Raw genomic sequence first — 17,222 nt, forward strand, 5'->3', positions numbered from 1 at the left:
AGCACGTTGTTCAGTGATAGCTAAACGCCTGTTGAACGGGCCGGTTCACTTCATTGTTGGTATCACTGATGCTAATGGAATTTGTTTTTTAAGGGAACAGCTTATTTACAGTTTTTTATGACTTAAGGGGCTGGCGCAACAAAAGCAGTACTCCACTTGCTGCTGGCAACTAGCGCGTTGCCATAACGGCTGCTCTAAAGCAGCAGTGCAGCTTATGCGGTGTTACCCGGCCTGGTGCAATTGCCACAACGAGCTACTAAAAGCCGCTTGCTGATAATGGCCCTGTTGTTGGTTGGGAGCTTGCAGCAGGCCTTTGTCGCGGGCAGTATCGAACAACTGGCACCAGTCCCCTGCTGGCAGTTGGATCGGTTGTTCCTTCTGGCCGGCATTGAACACAAAGAACAAGGTTTCGTCGGTGCGGGTGTTCTGAATGCTGAACAAACAGCAGGCCCGCTCCGGATCGTGCCAGTCGTGGCTTTGTTTTAGCTCACCGTCTGGCAAGTACCATTGCACCAGGTGTTTATCACCGTGCAATTGGTAGCGCTCATCCAGTAAAGACAATTGCTGCAAACAGGGGTAACGCTTACGCAGTGCCATCAGTTGCTGCACAAACTGCAGAAAGTCTTTTTGCTCCGTATCCAACTGCCAGTTCAGCCAACTAATGTCGTTGTCCTGACAATAGGCGTTGTTGTTGCCCCGCTGGCTATGGCTAAGCTCGTCCCCGCCCAGCCAGTGGATCATGCCCTGACTTAGCAGCAAGGTCGCTACCAGATTACGTTTGTGCTGGTAGCGTGCCGCTACCACCGCAGGATCCCGGCTCGGGCCTTCCACACCATGGTTGCAGCTGAGGTTATGACCATGACCGTCGCGGTTTTCTTCGCCATTCAGCCAATTGTGTTTTTGCTGGTAACTCACCAGATCCTGCAGGGTAAAACCATCGTGGTAACACAGATAATTCACGCTGCAGCTAGCCGGCATGCGGTGTTTTTGAAAAATATCGCGTGAACCAAGCAGCCGGGTAGTAAATTCAGCCAGGCTGCCTTTATCCCCGCGCCAAAAAGAACGGAAGCTGTCGCGGCATTTGTCATTCAACTCGGCCCAGTTGGCTGGAAACTGGCCTAAGTGATAGCCAAAAGGTCCAACATCCCAGGGCTCTGCAATTAGTTTGGCTTCACTAAGCACCGGATCCTGAGCAATGATTTGGAAAAAAGCAGCGTACGGATTAAAGCGTTTGTGCTCACGTCCAAGGGTGACCGCCAAGTCAAAGCGAAAACCATCCACCTGCATTTCAGTAAGCCAGTACCGCAGAGCATCCATCACCAGCTTTTGTGTGACCGGGTGTGCCACATTTAGTGTGTTACCACAGCCGGTGAAATTGCAGTAACTCTGGTAGTCGGTAATATCTGCATGATTATGGAACAGGTAATACTGTCGGTTGGCCAGGCCTCGAAAGCTTAGCGCAGGCCCATCCTCCCCGGCTTCGGCACTGTGGTTAAACACCACATCCAGCAGAACCTCTATGCCATGCTGATGGAAAGTCCGCACCATGGTTTTAAATTCCAGCACAGCATCTTCCGACTGATAACGTGGATCCGGTGCAAAAAAATTCACCGGATTGTAGCCCCAGTAGTTGCTCAGTTGCATCTGCTCCAACCGGGGTTCACTCATAAAGCTGGCCACCGGCAGTAACTGGATGCTGGTGACACCAAGCGTCTTTAAGTGATTGATAATAGAAGGATGGCATAAGCCAAGATAGGTTCCGCGTAACTTTTCAGGCACCTCGGGGTGCTGCATGGTCATGCCTTTGACATGGGCTTCATAAATAATGCTTTGCTCAGCCGGTATCTGAGGCTTGGTTATGCCTTGCCAGTCAAACGGGCAGCTACTAAGGACTCCCTTGCTGATAAACAGGGGGCTCTTTTCCTGGTACAAGTGGGCCTGGAAACGCTGAGGCCGGTTTAACTGCTTGCAATAAGGATCAATCAGCAACCGGCTTGCATCAAAGCACAAACCTTGCTGCGGATTATTCTCGCCATCGACCGACAGCGCATACAAAGTGTTGTTGGCAATGCCATCGACCTGCAGGTGCCAGACCTCACCGGTGCGCCCTGCAAATGGCAGTTCTGCAATAAGCTCCTCGGTATCCGGCTGAAACAGGCACAAACTAACCAGCTGCGCATCCGGTGCATAGACGGCAAAATTCCACAACTGCGGGCCAGCCTGGCTTGGGCCAAGCGGCTTTGGCTGGCCAACCGAGGTTTTTAACAGCGGTACCTGTAAGCCCATGTTCAGTTCCTGCACCGGATATACAAGGTAGACAATGGAGGCAAATCCAAGCTCAGACTGGCTGGCTGATTTTGATGCGGCAGGTTTTCAGCCAGCAGCGCAGCCCCAACATGGTAATTGCTGCCCCAGTAGTAGCTGCTGTCGGTATTGAGGATCACTTCATAGTCTCCAGCGGCAGCAACACCTAACCGATATTGGTTACGCGGTACCGGCGTAAAGTTACTGACCACGTAAATACGGGCCGCTGATGCATCCTGCCGGTAAAAGCTTAGCACTGAATGCGCTGCATCGTCGTGATCAAGCCAACCAAACCCCTGCTGCTCATAATCCAATTGATACAGTGGCGGACAACGCCGGTAACTCAGGTTCAAATCACGAAACAGCTGTTGAACACCACGGTGCTTGTCGTAATCAAGCAGGTGCCAATCCAGGCTGCGCTGATGGCTCCACTCTGCCGCCTGCGCAAACTCCATGCCCATAAAATGCAACTTTTTGCCCGGGTGTGCAAACATATAAGCAATGTAGGCTCGCAGGTTAGCCGCTTGCTGCCACTCATCGCCAGGCATTTTATGCAGCAAGCTGCCTTTGCCATGCACCACTTCATCGTGCGACAACGACAGCACAAAGTTTTCGTTGTAGTGATACACCATGGCAAAGGTCAGATCGTTATGGTGAAACTTACGATACGCCGGATCTTTGCTGATGTAACGCAGGCTGTCGTTCATCCAGCCCATGTTCCATTTAAAACCAAAACCAAGGCCGCCCTGATCAACCGGCCTGGACACACCAGCAAAGGAAGTCGACTCTTCAGCAATGGTGATGGCCTTCGGGAAATGCCGGTAAACCTCGGTATTCAGCCATTGCAACAAACTGATGGCTTCGTAGTTGTGATTGCCCCCATCCACGTTGGGCACCCACTCTCCGGCCTTACGCGAGTAGTCCCAGTACAGCATGGAAGCCACAGCATCAACCCGCAAACCATCAATATGAAAATGCTCCAGCCAATACAGCGCACTGGCCACCAGAAAGTGCCGGACAGTGTCTTTGCCAAAATCATAAATGCAGGAATTCCAGTCCGGGTGCCAGCCCCGGCGTGGATCTTCATACTCATACAATGCTGTACCATCAAACCGGGCCAGGCCGTGGCCATCGTCCGGAAAGTGTGCCGGTACCCAGTCCAAAATAACCCCAATACCAGCCTGATGGCAGGAATCGACCAGTGCTTTAAAATCATCCGGGCTGCCAAAACGTGAGCTGGGTGCAAATAAACCAAGCGGTTGGTAGCCCCAGGAGCCATCAAAAGGATGCTCCATCACCGGCAACAACTCAATATGGGTATAACCCATATCCAGTAGATAAGGGATTAACTGCTCTTTCAGTTCCAGGTAACTTAACGGTTCGTTGTTCTCTTTGCGTCGCCAGGAACCTAAGTGCAGCTCGTACACACTCATCGCCGAACGGTACAGCGGCTCGGCCTCACGTTGTTGCCAGGCCTGATCCTGCCACTGATAGCGACTGTGATCGTATACCTGAGAAGCGTGCGATGGGTATTGGTCGGCCAGAAAGCCGACCGGATCTGCCTTGTGTGGCAGCAAATGTCCCTGACTGTCTTTGATTTCAAATTTGTAGCGAACACCGGCCGCACTATCCGGCATCACTAACACCCAGTGCCCGCAGTCGGTTTTTTGCATCGGGTGGCAACGGCCATCCCAATCATTCATATCTCCAATCAGGCTGACACTGCTGGCATTGGGGGCATACACAGCAAAACGGGTTGCGTGGAGCTGGTGTTTTCCAACATCCAGTTGTATCAGTTGTGCCCCCAACTGCCGGTACAGGTTTTGCGGCTGGCTATGAACAAAATGTACCGCATGGTAGGCCTCGTCCTGAAACTGGTACGGATCGATGCAGCGGTACTGATGCTTGCCCCGAGTGACCAGCAACTGATAAGGCGTCGTTTTTCGTTTACGGGGCATTCGTAGTGTGAAAACACCCGCCACCGCAGGATCCGGCTGGCACACGCCAAGGGATTTTCCCGTGGTTAAATCCAGCACCTCGACCTGCTCTGCTTTTGGCAGAAAACAACGAACCAACCAGCCCTTTTGCTCCCCATTCACCAGATTGGGCTGCCAGCCCAGCAAAGAAAATGGTTGTGCACAGCGTACTGCTGCCAAGTCTTGCACTTGAGTCATCCTGCTTCCTTTTGCGTTATTCCTGTGGTTACCGGTACAGCCAATCGCAACGGGCCTGGCTAAGTTGCTGCATTAAAGCCAGCTGTTCTGGTTGCTGGCTTAACTGCTCGATTGTCTGACTAAGCTTGCGTCGCCAGTTCGGGTACTCATCACTGGTGCCTGGCACATTGACCGGTTGCGTCATATGCATCCAGTCTTCCAGTTGTAAAGACACCAACTGACTGTGTCCCTTCGCCAGATGCAACTGCAAGGCGTGGGCCAACACCGGCTCCATTCCAACCTGATCCACCTGCCTTGGATAGTCCTGCGGTAAAGCGCCATGGCCATGCAACGAATCCAGAATGCGCTGTTTATTGCGATGGCGCTGCTCAAACAATTGCTGCAACTGGGCTGCATCCGGATAAAGGCCTAACTGCTCGCCCAGCTTTAAATCATCGCAATGCCAAAAGCCGATTAAAGTCGGCAAATCATGCGTGCAAAGAGTAGCCATGGCCTGTAAAGGGTAATGCGCCGGTGAAATAAAACCTCCATCGGCGGCCTGTTCAAAGAAAAACACCCGGTACGAATAAACGCCATGCTGCTGCAATAAATCGCGAATACCATCTGGCACTGTACCAAGATCCTCACCAATCACCACCACCTGGTTGCGCTGACTCTCCAGCGCCAGTATGCCCAGCAAGTCCATAATGGGGTAATACAAATAGGCACCGCCTCTGGCATCAGCCGCGCTCTTGGGCACCCACCACAACCGCAGCAATGCCATCACATGATCAATGCGCAGTGCACCAGCATGTTGCATATTGCTGCGAAACAGATCAATCAGCGGCTGATAGCCCTGCTGAAACAATGACAGCGGCGACATCGGAGGTAAGCCCCAGTTTTGCCCTTGCGGTCCCAGCGGATCCGGCGGTGCACCAACGCTGGCATCGCGACAGTACAAAGCCGGATTAGCCCAAATTTCCATGGATGCTTCACTAACGCCTACCGCCAGATCACGATAGAGCCCCAGCAGCATGCCAGATGCTGTGGCCAATTGCTGCGCCGCAGCCAGTTGCTGTTCGGCACAAAACTGCAGGTAGCAGTAAAAATCCAGATCAGCAGCATGGCTTTTGCTAAAGGCTTTTACGGTAGCAGAATCCGCAGCCTTGTACTCCTGCGGCCAGTTTGGCCAGCCCCAGTAACTGCTATCCATCGCATACAGGTGTGCATGCAAAGCATCGTACAAGCCCTGTTGCTGCAAGCTATCCCCACCAGCCTGCTTAAAGTTGGTAAAAGCAGCCTGCTGCTTCGCCGTAGCATGCTGCACAAACCATTGATACAAAGCACGCAGCGCAGGCAACTTTAACTGCATCACGCCAGTGTAATCCACCCAGTCCAGGCTACGCTGCAGCGCCAGTTGCTCCTGAAAAGCTGCTGACTTGACCCATTGCTGGCATTCGGTTGATTCCGTAAAACCAGGCATGGCGGTCACATCAAGGTAGATACAGTTCAGCCAACGCCTGGACGAAGGACTGTACGGACTGGCATGTTCCGGCATGGCCGGGTACAGAGCATGGATGGGGTTCAAACCGACAAAATCAGCACCCTGGCCTGCAAGTAACCGAATCAGTTGCTGCAGATCGCCAAAATCGCCAATGCCCCAGTTACGCTCTGAACGCAGGCCGTACAATTGCACACTGACGCCCCACTGTTTTTTTTCTGCAAATGCCGCTGGCTGATAACAATGAGGTGGAGTGACGATCAAAGACTGCTCGCACTTGAGTGTGGCCGGGCTGGTCAGCCGCAAGCGGTGATAACCAGGTTTGAGGTGAGGTACAATCGCATGCTGGTAAAGCTGGTACTCGTGCTCATCCTGCTGATACACCTGCAACAGCTCACCATCTACCGGGGTTAGCGTAAAGCGATGCTGCTTCCCATCTTCAGTGATCAGGTTCAGTTTCAGAGGCTCGTTTGCCAGCGCCAGGGGTACGCGAAGCTCCAGATGCAACGGTTGATCTTGCTGCTGCACCGACACCGGCAATAGCAATTGTTGCCATAACGCCTGCTCCTGTTGCTGCAGACTAGCAGCCAGCCCCGCCTCATCACGGGTGTCAAAACCCTGCGCAGCCAGCAAGGCTAACAAGCTTTGTTCACTCACCTGCTGTGGCTGACCGTAAGCATCAGTGTAACTGGCTTCAATACCAGCAAACTGCAAAGCCTGTTGCATAAGCACTGTATTCATGGCGTCCTTCCTGCTGAGTTTTTATTTGCTATGCTGAGATTACCTTGAACCCGGGCGATTTGCGTTATTTAATTACAAGAATTCGTATGCAATTGCATTTATCGCTTGAAAATTTCGCCAAACAATGTAATTTTACTACAAAATAACGTTTAACCAAGGGGTGCTTATGACCATTCGTGTTGCTATCAACGGCTTTGGCCGTATCGGCCGTAATATTTTACGGGCTTTGTATGAAACGAATAAGTCGTACGACATAAAAATTGTCGCAATCAACGATTTGGGCGATGCCGCCATCAATGCGCACTTGCTGAAGTATGACACAGCTCATGGCATTTTTCAGGCCCAGGTCGAGCATTCAGACCGTGCCATCTATGTCAATCAGGATGAAATCCTGACGTTAAGCGAGCGTAACCCAGCCAAACTTCCCTGGCAAGAACTGCAGGTCGATGTGGTGCTGGAGTGTACCGGTCTCTTTACCGATCGCAACAGTGCAGGTGCGCACCTTGAAGCCGGCGCCAAAAAAGTCATTATTTCAGCACCAGCTAAGAATGTGGATGCAACCATTGTCTATGGTGTAAACCATAACATCATCACTCCGGATATGACCATTATCTCCAACGCTTCGTGCACCACCAACTGTTTGGCTCCTATTGCCAAGCCACTAAACGATGCATTGGGCATTGAGTCCGGCCTGATGACCACTATCCATGCCTACACCAACGATCAGCGACTGAGCGATGTTTACCATACCGATGTTCGGAGGGCCCGTGCTGCGGCCATGTCGATGATCCCAACCAAAACCGGTGCAGCTGCCGCTGTTGGTCTGGTGGTGCCTGAACTGCAAGGTAAGTTCGATGGTCTGGCGGTACGGGTACCAACCCTGAACGTCTCACTGGTCGATTTAACTTTTATTGCCGGTCGTCAAACCTCAGTGGACGAAGTCAATGACATCATTCGGCAAGCGGCTGCAACCTCACCGCTGAATGAAGCCCTGGCCGTGAACGACTTACCGCTGGTATCGGTAGATTTCAATCACAACCCGATGTCATCCATTTTTGATGCCAGCGAAACCCGTGTCAATGGCCGGCTGGTCAAAGTCATGTCCTGGTACGACAACGAATGGGGCTTTAGCAACCGTATGCTGGACAATACTGTACAGATGATGAAATAACAGGCCGCGCCGCCCTATGCTAAGCAGTATCCGGCAACAGACTGGTTTTGCCCACCTGCACGACCTGCCGTGCTGGCTGCTGCACTGCGGTCCAGCCCGTGCCGTGATCAGCAGCTACGGTGCGCAGGTTTTATCCTACCAACCCAGTGCCGGAGACGAACTGCTCTGGCTCTCTGAACAGGCTGGCTGGAACAACCAGGCCATTCGTGGGGGCATCCCTATCTGCTGGCCCTGGTTTGGGCCAGCACAACCGGAGCATATCCCTGAGGCAAACCAGCATCCCAGCCATGGATTAGCCCGAACCCGTCATTGGCAGTTGCTGCAACAGCAATGCACCGCCACCGCAGCCATACTGCATTTACACTGTCTGTTTGACCGTTTACCGCAGCAAGCGGCAGCTACCGAACTGCAACTTGAACTGCGTTTAACCAGCCAGGAGCTACAACTGACATTGCGCTGTGCACAAGCCTTGCCCCAACAAGCGGCTTTGCATAGCTATTTTCGGATCCATCAGCCCGGGCAACTGAAAGTCCACGGCCTTGGAAGACCATATCTGGATAAAGTACAGCAGCGACCTGGCAACGATGGCCTGCAAGGTGCCCAGCTTTACGGTGAAACCGATCGTATTTATCAGCAGCCAACGGACAAATTACTCCTTCAAGATGGCGAAGTAGCTGTTAGTCTGCAGCAGGCAGGCCATGACAGCTCGGTGTTATGGAATCCTGGCCCGGTTAAAAGTAAGCAACTGAGTGATGTAGCAGATGATGGTTATCAGCAGTTTGTTTGTGTGGAAACCGCCAGACTCCATTGGCAAGCGGTTCCCCTGCACTTAGTCCAGCGCATCTCCCGCCGCTAACTTAACGCCAACTGCTTTGAAAGGTTTGATGAATCAGCACCTCACGGCCATCCTGATAGCGTATCTTAACCATCAATCGCCACCGCATGTTCGGATCGGTGCAGGCGCCTAATAGAAACTCCGCCTGCCACAAATTATCAGTCAGCGGATCAAAGCGAACAGGTACCCGTCCCATATACATCGAATCACCGGTCACCTCCGCACTGATGTCAGCTATAGCTGCCAAAGCCTGCAGTTGCATAGTTAACAAAGACTCCACCGGAACAGTTGCAGGGCTTATCGTCAGGCGCTCGGCTGTGCTATCATAGAGCAAAAGCTCGGATTGATCAGTGTGTTGCGCAGGCTGGCACCCCAGTTGACAAGACAACAGAAACAGCAAAGACACCCATCGAAGCTGTCTGGCTTTGAGCATAAGTGAATCAAACCTTTTAATCCTGACAAGACGAACAATTCTACATGGAAGACAGCAAAATGGGCAAAGACAACCTACACTTGTTTACTTAGTAAACAAGGACTTTGTTCTAAATCATAAAACCCGCGGATTCAACTATCTTTTAGAAAGTGAACACTTTATCATCCGCAACCAGAATAGCCCAGAGTGGGTACAGTGAGGTACGTACCGGCTTGGGGTGATAAAAAAAGGGCCACTTCCCGCAAGTGGATAATTTGTAACCAGCGAAACTGCAGTGGAACTCGATATGAGCCAGACTAAATCGTTAGAAGTTGACTACAACTATAGCGTTGTCCGTCTCTTTACCCTCGCTACCATTCTTTGGGGTATTGTGGGTATGGGGATAGGTGTACTGATTGCAGCCCAATTGTATTGGCCTGCCCTGAACTTTGACATTCCATGGCTGACCTACAGCCGCCTCCGTCCCCTTCATACCAATGCAGTCATTTTTGCGTTTGGTACCAGTGCCTTAATGGGAACGGCTTACTACATCGTTCAACGTACCTGTCAGGTCCGCCTTTTTGCGGAAAAGCTGGCGATGTTCACTTTCTGGGGCTGGCAAACAGTGATTTTACTGGCGGCCATTACGCTACCGCTTGGTATTACCCAATCCAAAGAATACGCTGAGCTGGAATGGCCTATTGATATTCTGATTACCGTAGTCTGGGTTGCCTTTGCTGTGGTGTTCTTTGGTACGCTGGTAAAGCGTAAAACCAGCCACATTTATGTCGCTAACTGGTTTTATGGTGCTTTCATTATTACGGTAGCAGCCCTGCACCTGGTTAATAACATGGTGATACCACTGAACCTGGTGAAGTCTTACTCGATTTATGCGGGTGCTGTCGATGCCATGATCCAGTGGTGGTATGGCCACAACGCCGTAGGCTTCCTGCTGACTGCTGGTTTCTTAGGCATGATGTACTACTTTGTGCCCAAGCAAGCAGGCCGTCCGGTTTATTCCTACCGCTTATCGATTGTACACTTCTGGGCACTGATTGCTCTGTACATCTGGGCCGGTCCGCACCACTTGCATTACACAGCCCTGCCAGACTGGACCCAGTCATTGGGTATGGTAATGTCAGTAATCCTGTTCGTGCCGAGCTGGGGTGGTATGATCAACGGCATTATGACGCTGTCTGGTGCCTGGCATAAGCTAAAAACCGATCCTATCCTACGCTTCCTGATCGTTTCTCTGTCCTTCTATGGCATGTCCACTTTTGAAGGCCCAATGATGGCGATCAAATCAGTAAATGCTCTGTCGCACTACACCGACTGGACCGTAGGTCACGTGCACTCAGGTGCTCTTGGCTGGGTTGCGATGATTACCATTGGTGCCACCTATTACCTGATCCCTACGCTGTTTAATCAGGGCCGTATGTACAGCATTAAGCTGGTAAACACCCATTTTTGGCTGCATACCATTGGTGTCGTACTCTACATTGTGGCCATGTGGATCTCCGGTATTATGCAAGGCATGATGTGGCGCGCGGTCAACACCGATGGCACCCTGACCTACAGCTTTGTAGAAAGTGTCGAAGCCTCTATGCCGTTCTATCTGATGCGCTTTATTGGTGGTGTGTTCGTGCTGGTTGGGATGTTTGTGATGGCTTACAACGCTTACAAAACCCTGCGTGCAGAGAACCACTCTCTGAAGCCTGTTGCTGAAGCCATGGCGTAAGGAGCAAGCAATGTCGAATAAAAATCATCACGAAAAAATTGAAAAAAGCGTTGGCTTGCTGGGTATTTTCACCATCATTGCCATTAGCTTTGGCACCATGGTACAAATCACGCCGCTGATGTACTTAGAGGAAACCACCACTCCGGTCCATGGCTTACGCCCTTATACTGCACTGGAGATGGAAGGCCGTGATATCTATATCCGTGAAGGCTGTAATAACTGCCATAGCCAGATGATCCGTCCGTTCCGCTCAGAGGTAGAGCGTTATGGTCATTACTCAGTCGCTGGTGAGCATGTGTGGGAACACCCTCACTTGTGGGGTTCGAAGCGGACCGGGCCTGATCTGGCACGTGTTGGCGAACGCTACAGCGACGATTGGCACTATGCGCATATGATGGATCCACGCTCTGTAGTACCGCAATCCAATATGCCGGCGTATCCCTGGTTAGCAGAGCGGGTGTTGGATGGTCGCTACACAGCCCGTAAGCTGGAAATCTTCCGTAACCTGGGCGTGCCCTACACCGACGAAGACATCGCTGGTGCGGCAAAAGCCGTTCAAGGTAAAACCGAAATGGATGCTCTGATTGCTTATCTGCAATCGCTGGGCACACACTTGAAGTGATTACGATGGAATTTGCAACCTTACACAGCATATTAACCGTCATTTTATTTGTAGGTTTTGTCGGCCTGATTATCTGGGCCTACGGCAAAGGTCGGAAAAAAGACTTCGACGAAGCGGCGAACCTGGTGTTCGACGACGAGCCTGAGCAGATAAAGCCTAAACAAAAACAAAAACAGGAGTCCGATCATGAGTAGCTTCTGGAGCGCTTGGATCATAATTTTCACCCTGGTGGTTTTGGTTGGTTGTTTCGTATTGCTGACCTGGAACCTGAAGAACTATGTTGGTGTTTCCGAAGATGAAACCACCGGCCACGAGCACGATGGCATCTCGGAACTGAACAACCCACTGCCAAAGTGGTGGACCTACATGTTCTATATCACCATAGCCTGGTCACTGCTGTACCTGGCGGCCTACCCTGGCCTTGGCAATTACAAAGGTTTTTTAAACTGGACCAGTTCCAATCAGGGTATTTTGTCGCTGGAACAGTCTGAGCAAGCAGTTATCGCGGCGCGTGAAGCCGGCATGAATGTGCAGCTGGATCGGGAAGTTGCCCGGGCTGATGAAGTCTATGGCCCGGTGTTCCGGCAATTTGCTGAACGTGATGTACTGGATCTGGCCTACGATCCGGAAGCCTTACGTATCGGCCAACGCTTGTTCTTGCAAAACTGTGCGCAGTGCCATGGCTCAGATGCCCGTGGTCAGCGTGGCTTTCCAAACCTGACCAACAATGACTGGTTGTGGGGTGGTACGCCAGAGAAAATCAAAGAAACGCTGTTGTATGGCCGTAAAGCTGCCATGCCAGGTTTCAAAGATGCACTGGGTGAGCAAGGTATCCGTGAAATGACGGCTTATGTACTGAGCTTATCTGGCCGTACCGTCAATCAACGGGATGCTGAAGCAGGCCAGGCCAAGTTTGCTATGTGTGCAGCCTGCCACGGCAATGACGGTAAAGGCAGTGTGGCCCACAATTTACCTTTTGGTGCCCCGAACCTGACCAACAACATCTGGTTGTATGGTGGCTCTGCTGCCGATATCACCGAAACCTTGACGCAGGGGCGCTTTGGCGAAATGCCAGCCTTCCGTCACACTCTGGGCGAAGATAAGGTGCATATTCTGACCGCTTATGTCTACCGCTTATCCAACCCCGAGCCAAAACAAGACTGATCCCCTGGCTGGATTAAGATAGAATAAACCCCGGCTTCGGGGTTTATTTTTACGAGGAACGCTTTCATGCATACAGATACCAAACCCTGGTACAAACAACTCTGGCCCTGGATCTTAATTCTGCTGCCAGTAATTGCTTTTGCCCGTGGCGGTTGGGCCTTTTACATCATGCTGCAAAACCAGCCGGAAATGGTAGTCGATGACTACTACCGGGAAGGCCGGACCATCAATAACCGGTTGGAAAAATACCGTGAAGCGGCACTGCGCAATCTGGAAGCCCATGTACTGGTGATTGGTAATCGTGCCGTGGTGCGCTTTGAGGAGAACGCCGTTCTGGGTGAAAGCATCCATCTGGATTTCTATCATACCACCTTAGGTGCCAATGACTTTGAAGTGGATGCACAGCGCAGTGGCGAGTTGCTCTATGTTGCCACCCTGCCGCACACCCCGCGTGGACGTTTTCGCTTAGTGGTGTCTGACGACAGTCAGGAGTGGCGTTTGCGGGTAACGCTGGATATCCCTGCCGAGCAGGAAGTGAAGCTAGGCTATTAACCACACTATGAGTACTGAGCGCTGCTTTCATTGCCACGAGCCGGTTCTGACCGGTCAGCAATTTGTATTATCCTTTGAAGGTGAACAACGCTCTTTTTGCTGCGCGGGTTGCCAGGCGGTAGCCGATACCATTATTCAACAGGGGTTGGCTGACTATTACCGTTTTCGAACAGAACCCGCCACCAAAGCCGATGCGATGCCCGCTGATCTGGCCGCAGAATTGGCCAGTTACGACAGCCCGGATGTGCTGGCTGATCTAAGCAGCATCGAGGGAGAGCGCAGTAAAATTGAGTTGTCCATTAGTGGTATTAGTTGTGCCGCTTGCGCCTGGCTGATTGAACGACGCCTGAAGCAACTGCCGGGGATCGCCAGTATCAGTGTGAACTCAGGCACGCAGCGCGCCCAGATCGAATGGCTGCCTGAACAGCTGAAGCTCAGTCATATCCTGCAAGACATTGCCCGACTGGGTTATCAGGCCAGCCCTTTTGCCGCCGATCAGGAAGAAAAAACCCATAAAGCAGAGCTCAGCCGTTATTTAAAGCGGTTGGCCGTCTCTGGTATCTTGTCGATGCAGGTGATGATGCTGGCAATAGCGCTCTACTTTGGCGAATGGACCGGCATTGATCCCGAGCATCAGGATTACCTGCGCTGGATCAGCCTGCTACTGACCACTCCGGTGGCCTTTTATGCTGCCCTGCCCTTCGTCACCAGCGCCTGGCGTAGCATTGTCAATCGTAAAATGAATATGGATGTGCCAGTCAGCCTGGCCATCTACTACACCTACTTTGCCTCCGCCTATGCCACGGTCACCGAAACCGGTGAAGTGTATTTTGAGTCGGTCTGCATGTTTGTATTCTTTTTGCAACTGGGCAAATTTTTTGAATACAGGGCCAGAGCAAAAGCTCGGGATGCCACCAGTAATCTATTAAAAATCATGCCGGTCACGGCCACCCAATTGATCGATGGTCAGCCGCAGAGCACTTCAGCCAGGCGACTGCAACCAGGCGACCTGATTTTGGTGAAAGCCGGTGAAACCCTGCCAGCCGACGGCGAAGTGATCGACGGCACCAGCAGCGTCGATGAATCCATGTTAACTGGCGAATACCAGCCTATCGCAAAAGTTGCAGGCAGTACTGTACTGGCAGGCAGCGTTAATCATGATGGTGTGTTGCAGGTTAAAGTCGGTCAACCACTGGCATTATCACGGCTTGGCCAGATCATTGCGTTGCAACAAGAGACGCTGAATCAAAAACCCAAACTGGCTGAAAAAACCGACGAACTGGCTCAGTATTTTGTCGAGCGCTTACTGTTGATAGCGCTGGCCACCTTTTTGGTGTGGTTCTTCTGGATTGATGCCAGTCGTGCTTTTTGGGTCACTTTGTCGGTTTTGGTTGCTACCTGCCCCTGCGCGCTGGCACTGGCGACCCCTACTGCCATCACCTGCTCACTGGCACAGTTAAACCGCAAGCATATCCTGATTAAAAACAATCAGGTATTGGATCGATTGCCCGATATTCAACAAATCGTATTTGATAAAACCGGCACCCTGACCCAAGGGCGTTTTAGTGTGCATCAGGTTCATCTGCTGCAGACAAAGCAGGATAAAGCCAGCTTGCTGAACCTGATCGCCAATCTGGAACGGCATTCCGAGCACCCAATTGGCAAAGCCTTTCAACCTTATCTGCAACAGGAGTTGACACTTAGCAAGGTACAAATCAGCATAGGCGCCGGTATATCAGCTTTGTGGCAAGGTCAGCTCATTCAGGTAGGCAATGCCGCATTCTGTCGGGCGAAACCAATCCGGGGTGCAATGGTGTACCTGACCATTAACCACGAACTGCAGGCCGCCATTGAATTGCAGGACGAATTACGGCCAGAAGTTCCAGCGTTGCTGCAAACCCTCAAAGCCAAAGGCTATCAACTGGGTCTGTTAACCGGCGATAGTTCCAGCCAGGCGGAGCGGGTAGCGCAGCAGTTAGGCTTTGATTGGCTGGAGAAAGGTTGTAGCCCGGAGCAGAAAGTAACCGTGATCCAGCAACTGACCGCTCAACAACAGAAAGTTATGATGATTGGTGATGGTATTAACGACAGCGCCTGTTTTCATGCTGCCGACGTCTCAGTCACACTGCAAGGCAGTACTGATCTGGCGAAGAATCAGGCCGATGTGCTGATCCTGCGCAATGATTTAAGCCTGTTGACCACGCTTTTGGCAGGCGCAGAGCAAACCGCCCGCACCATCAAACAAAATCTGGCCTGGTCGGTGGGCTACAATGTGATCATCATTCCACTGGCGGTGGTCGGTCTGGTCTCCCCTTACATTGCCGTGTTGGGGATGTCATTCAGCTCCTTGTTGGTGGTATCCAACTCACTAAGGTTACTCAAATCATGAGTGTTATTTATGTTCTGATCCCAATAGCAGTACTTTTTGTCATGATAGGGCTGGCTATTTTTTTCTGGGCAGTGAAAAGCAAACAATTCGACGATCTCGATAAACAGGGCTTTAGCATTTTGTTCGATGACGAGCCCAAGGCTCCGGCTAAAACCGAACCAACCGAGCAACCTGACCACACAACCAACAGCAGTGACCATGAACCCCGCTGACCTGGCTGCAGCTTTGATGATTGGCCTGATAGGCAGTAGCCATTGCCTGGTAATGTGTGGCGGTATTGTAGCTGCTTTGCAACTATCCATGCCCGCTATGTCGCCAAGCCGTCGCTTTGGTTACCAACTACTACTAAGCCTTGGCCGGTTAACCAGCTATGCTTTTTTCGGTGCTGTCGTGGGCTATTTTGGTGTTGTTGCACTGCAAGTGACAGGGGCCTCAATGGTGTGGCTGCGCTTGCTGGCCGGCTTATTGCTGATTGCTATGGCGCTGTACATAGCAAAATTATCCACCCTGCTACTGCATCTGGAACGGTTGGGGCAAGGCGTCTGGCGGCGGATCCAACCCCTTAGCAGCCGGCTAATGCCACTGAATAGCCCTTACAAGGCCTTTGGCTATGGTCTGTGCTGGGGCTGGCTGCCCTGCGGACTGGTGTACAGCACCCTGAGCTGGAGCCTGGCCAGTGGTAGTGCCACAGCCGGCGCCGGTATTATGTTGGCTTTTGGTGCAGGCACCCTGCCCGCTATTTTGCTCACCGCGACTCTGGCAACACGACTCACCCAGCTGAAACAACAAGGTTGGTTCCGGTATGGCACCGCCCTGCTGCTCGGTGGTTACGGTTTTTATACGGTTTATCTTGCCTTGGCGCGGCTAGTTTCTTAAGCTATCACCAATATAGCGACAACTATGGATCTGTTATGGCCCACTCGTCAATCAACTGTCAGGATTGTGGTTTCAGTCAGCTTTGCTTGCCTTTTACATTAAACGACAACGAGCTGGATACGCTGGATGACATTATTCAACGCAAAAAACCTTTGCACAAAAGCGATTATCTGTACGAAGCTGGCCGGCCTTTTCAGGCGCTCTATGCCATTCGTACCGGATCCTTCAAAACCTTTACCCTGACCGAGCAGGGCGAAGAACAGATCACGGGTTTTCACTTACCTGGCGATGTATTGGGCTTTGAAGCCATCAACACCGAGCAACACGTCAGCTACGCTCAGGCGCTGGAAACAGCTATGGTCTGTGAGATCCCTTATGCGAACCTGGAGCAACTACTGGGCGAACTGCCCAAACTGCGTCAACAGCTGATGCGTCTGATGAGTCAGGACATCTCCGCCGATCAGCAACTGATGTTGCTGCTCAATCGAAAAAATGCTGAAGAAAAGCTGGCCGCCTTTTTAACCAATCTGGCGCAACGTTTTCACAGCCGTGGCTTCTCAGGCAAAGAGTTTCGCCTTACCATGACACGGGGTGAAATTGGCAACTACCTGGGCTTAACGGTGGAAACCATCAGTCGGATCCTGGGGCGTTTTCATAAAGAAGAGCTTATCCACGTTGATGGTAAGTTTATCAGCATCAGTAATGCAGCAGCCTTAGCAAGCCTGGGTGGTATGGCCGGCATCGCCAGCTAGCAAGGCGGCAGC

General features: G+C 51.7%; 15 protein-coding genes. 11 read left to right on the forward strand and 4 right to left on the reverse strand.

The window, feature by feature from the left end; translation table 11 throughout:
- Window positions 1-222 precede the first annotated feature (222 nt).
- The 3 genes from glgX to malQ are packed head-to-tail and all read right to left on the reverse strand — an operon-like array spanning window position 223 to window position 6,699.
- Window positions 223-2,286, reverse strand: coding sequence for a glycogen debranching protein GlgX (gene glgX, locus ABC502_RS15280; protein WP_345916509.1), 2,064 nt, complete (start codon window positions 2,284-2,286; stop codon window positions 223-225).
- Window positions 2,287-2,288: 2 nt separating this feature from the next.
- Window positions 2,289-4,478 (reverse strand): 1,4-alpha-glucan branching protein GlgB, encoded by a 2,190-nt coding sequence (gene glgB, locus ABC502_RS15285; protein ID WP_345916510.1) that lies wholly within the window; start codon window positions 4,476-4,478, stop codon window positions 2,289-2,291.
- 28 nt (window positions 4,479-4,506) lie between these two features.
- Complete coding sequence (gene malQ, locus ABC502_RS15290; protein WP_345916511.1) at window positions 4,507-6,699, reverse strand: 4-alpha-glucanotransferase; 2,193 nt, start codon at window positions 6,697-6,699, stop codon at window positions 4,507-4,509.
- Between the two features lie 166 nt (window positions 6,700-6,865).
- On the opposite strand from malQ, the gene gap reads away from it, so the two are divergent.
- Together gap and ABC502_RS15300 are read left to right on the forward strand one after the other, a co-directional pair.
- Window positions 6,866-7,870: a type I glyceraldehyde-3-phosphate dehydrogenase gene (gene gap, locus ABC502_RS15295; protein ID WP_330087086.1), complete on the forward strand. Its 1,005-nt coding sequence runs from the start codon at window positions 6,866-6,868 to the stop codon at window positions 7,868-7,870.
- Between the two features lie 16 nt (window positions 7,871-7,886).
- Window positions 7,887-8,726 carry a D-hexose-6-phosphate mutarotase gene (locus ABC502_RS15300; protein ID WP_345916512.1) on the forward strand — a complete coding sequence of 280 codons (840 nt, stop codon included), beginning with the start codon at window positions 7,887-7,889 and terminating at the stop codon, window positions 8,724-8,726.
- 1 nt (window position 8,727) lies between these two features.
- On the opposite strand, the gene ABC502_RS15305 is transcribed toward ABC502_RS15300, so the two are convergent.
- Window positions 8,728-9,138, reverse strand: a complete 411-nt coding sequence (locus ABC502_RS15305) for a hypothetical protein (RefSeq protein WP_345916513.1) — start codon at window positions 9,136-9,138, stop codon at window positions 8,728-8,730.
- Between the two features lie 286 nt (window positions 9,139-9,424).
- Here ABC502_RS15305 and ccoN point away from each other — a divergent pair, with 286 nt between their 5' ends.
- The 9 genes from ccoN to fnr all read left to right on the forward strand — a co-directional run bounded on the left by ccoN (window position 9,425) and on the right by fnr (window position 17,210).
- Window positions 9,425-10,855: a cytochrome-c oxidase, cbb3-type subunit I gene (gene ccoN, locus ABC502_RS15310; protein ID WP_330087089.1), complete on the forward strand. Its 1,431-nt coding sequence runs from the start codon at window positions 9,425-9,427 to the stop codon at window positions 10,853-10,855.
- Between the two features lie 10 nt (window positions 10,856-10,865).
- A complete protein-coding gene (gene ccoO, locus ABC502_RS15315; protein WP_330087090.1) occupies window positions 10,866-11,477 on the forward strand; it encodes a cytochrome-c oxidase, cbb3-type subunit II in 612 nt (203 codons plus the stop codon).
- Window positions 11,478-11,482: 5 nt separating this feature from the next.
- A complete protein-coding gene (locus ABC502_RS15320; RefSeq protein WP_330087091.1) occupies window positions 11,483-11,671 on the forward strand; it encodes a cbb3-type cytochrome c oxidase subunit 3 in 189 nt (62 codons plus the stop codon).
- Complete coding sequence (ccoP, locus tag ABC502_RS15325; protein WP_330087092.1) at window positions 11,664-12,641, forward strand: cytochrome-c oxidase, cbb3-type subunit III; 978 nt, start codon at window positions 11,664-11,666, stop codon at window positions 12,639-12,641. Before ABC502_RS15320 ends, ccoP begins: the two co-directional genes overlap by 8 nt.
- A 66-nt stretch (window positions 12,642-12,707) precedes the next feature.
- Window positions 12,708-13,193 carry a FixH family protein gene (locus ABC502_RS15330; RefSeq protein WP_345916514.1) on the forward strand — a complete coding sequence of 162 codons (486 nt, stop codon included), beginning with the start codon at window positions 12,708-12,710 and terminating at the stop codon, window positions 13,191-13,193.
- Between the two features lie 7 nt (window positions 13,194-13,200).
- Window positions 13,201-15,582: a heavy metal translocating P-type ATPase gene (locus ABC502_RS15335; RefSeq protein WP_345916515.1), complete on the forward strand. Its 2,382-nt coding sequence runs from the start codon at window positions 13,201-13,203 to the stop codon at window positions 15,580-15,582.
- Window positions 15,579-15,794 carry a cbb3-type cytochrome oxidase assembly protein CcoS gene (gene ccoS, locus ABC502_RS15340; RefSeq protein ID WP_345916517.1) on the forward strand — a complete coding sequence of 72 codons (216 nt, stop codon included), beginning with the start codon at window positions 15,579-15,581 and terminating at the stop codon, window positions 15,792-15,794. The genes ABC502_RS15335 and ccoS overlap by 4 nt, the downstream gene beginning before the upstream one ends.
- Window positions 15,781-16,458: a sulfite exporter TauE/SafE family protein gene (locus ABC502_RS15345; protein ID WP_330087096.1), complete on the forward strand. Its 678-nt coding sequence runs from the start codon at window positions 15,781-15,783 to the stop codon at window positions 16,456-16,458. Before ccoS ends, ABC502_RS15345 begins: the two co-directional genes overlap by 14 nt.
- 35 nt (window positions 16,459-16,493) lie before the next feature.
- The gene (gene fnr / locus ABC502_RS15350) at window positions 16,494-17,210 is read left to right on the forward strand and encodes a fumarate/nitrate reduction transcriptional regulator Fnr (protein ID WP_330087097.1); all 717 of its coding nucleotides are present in this window, start codon (window positions 16,494-16,496) and stop codon (window positions 17,208-17,210) included.
- The last annotated feature ends 12 nt before the right edge of the window (window positions 17,211-17,222 follow it).

Source organism: Alkalimonas sp. NCh-2 (assembly GCF_039631345.1).
Lineage (GTDB): Bacteria > Pseudomonadota > Gammaproteobacteria > Enterobacterales > Alteromonadaceae > Alkalimonas > Alkalimonas mucilaginosa.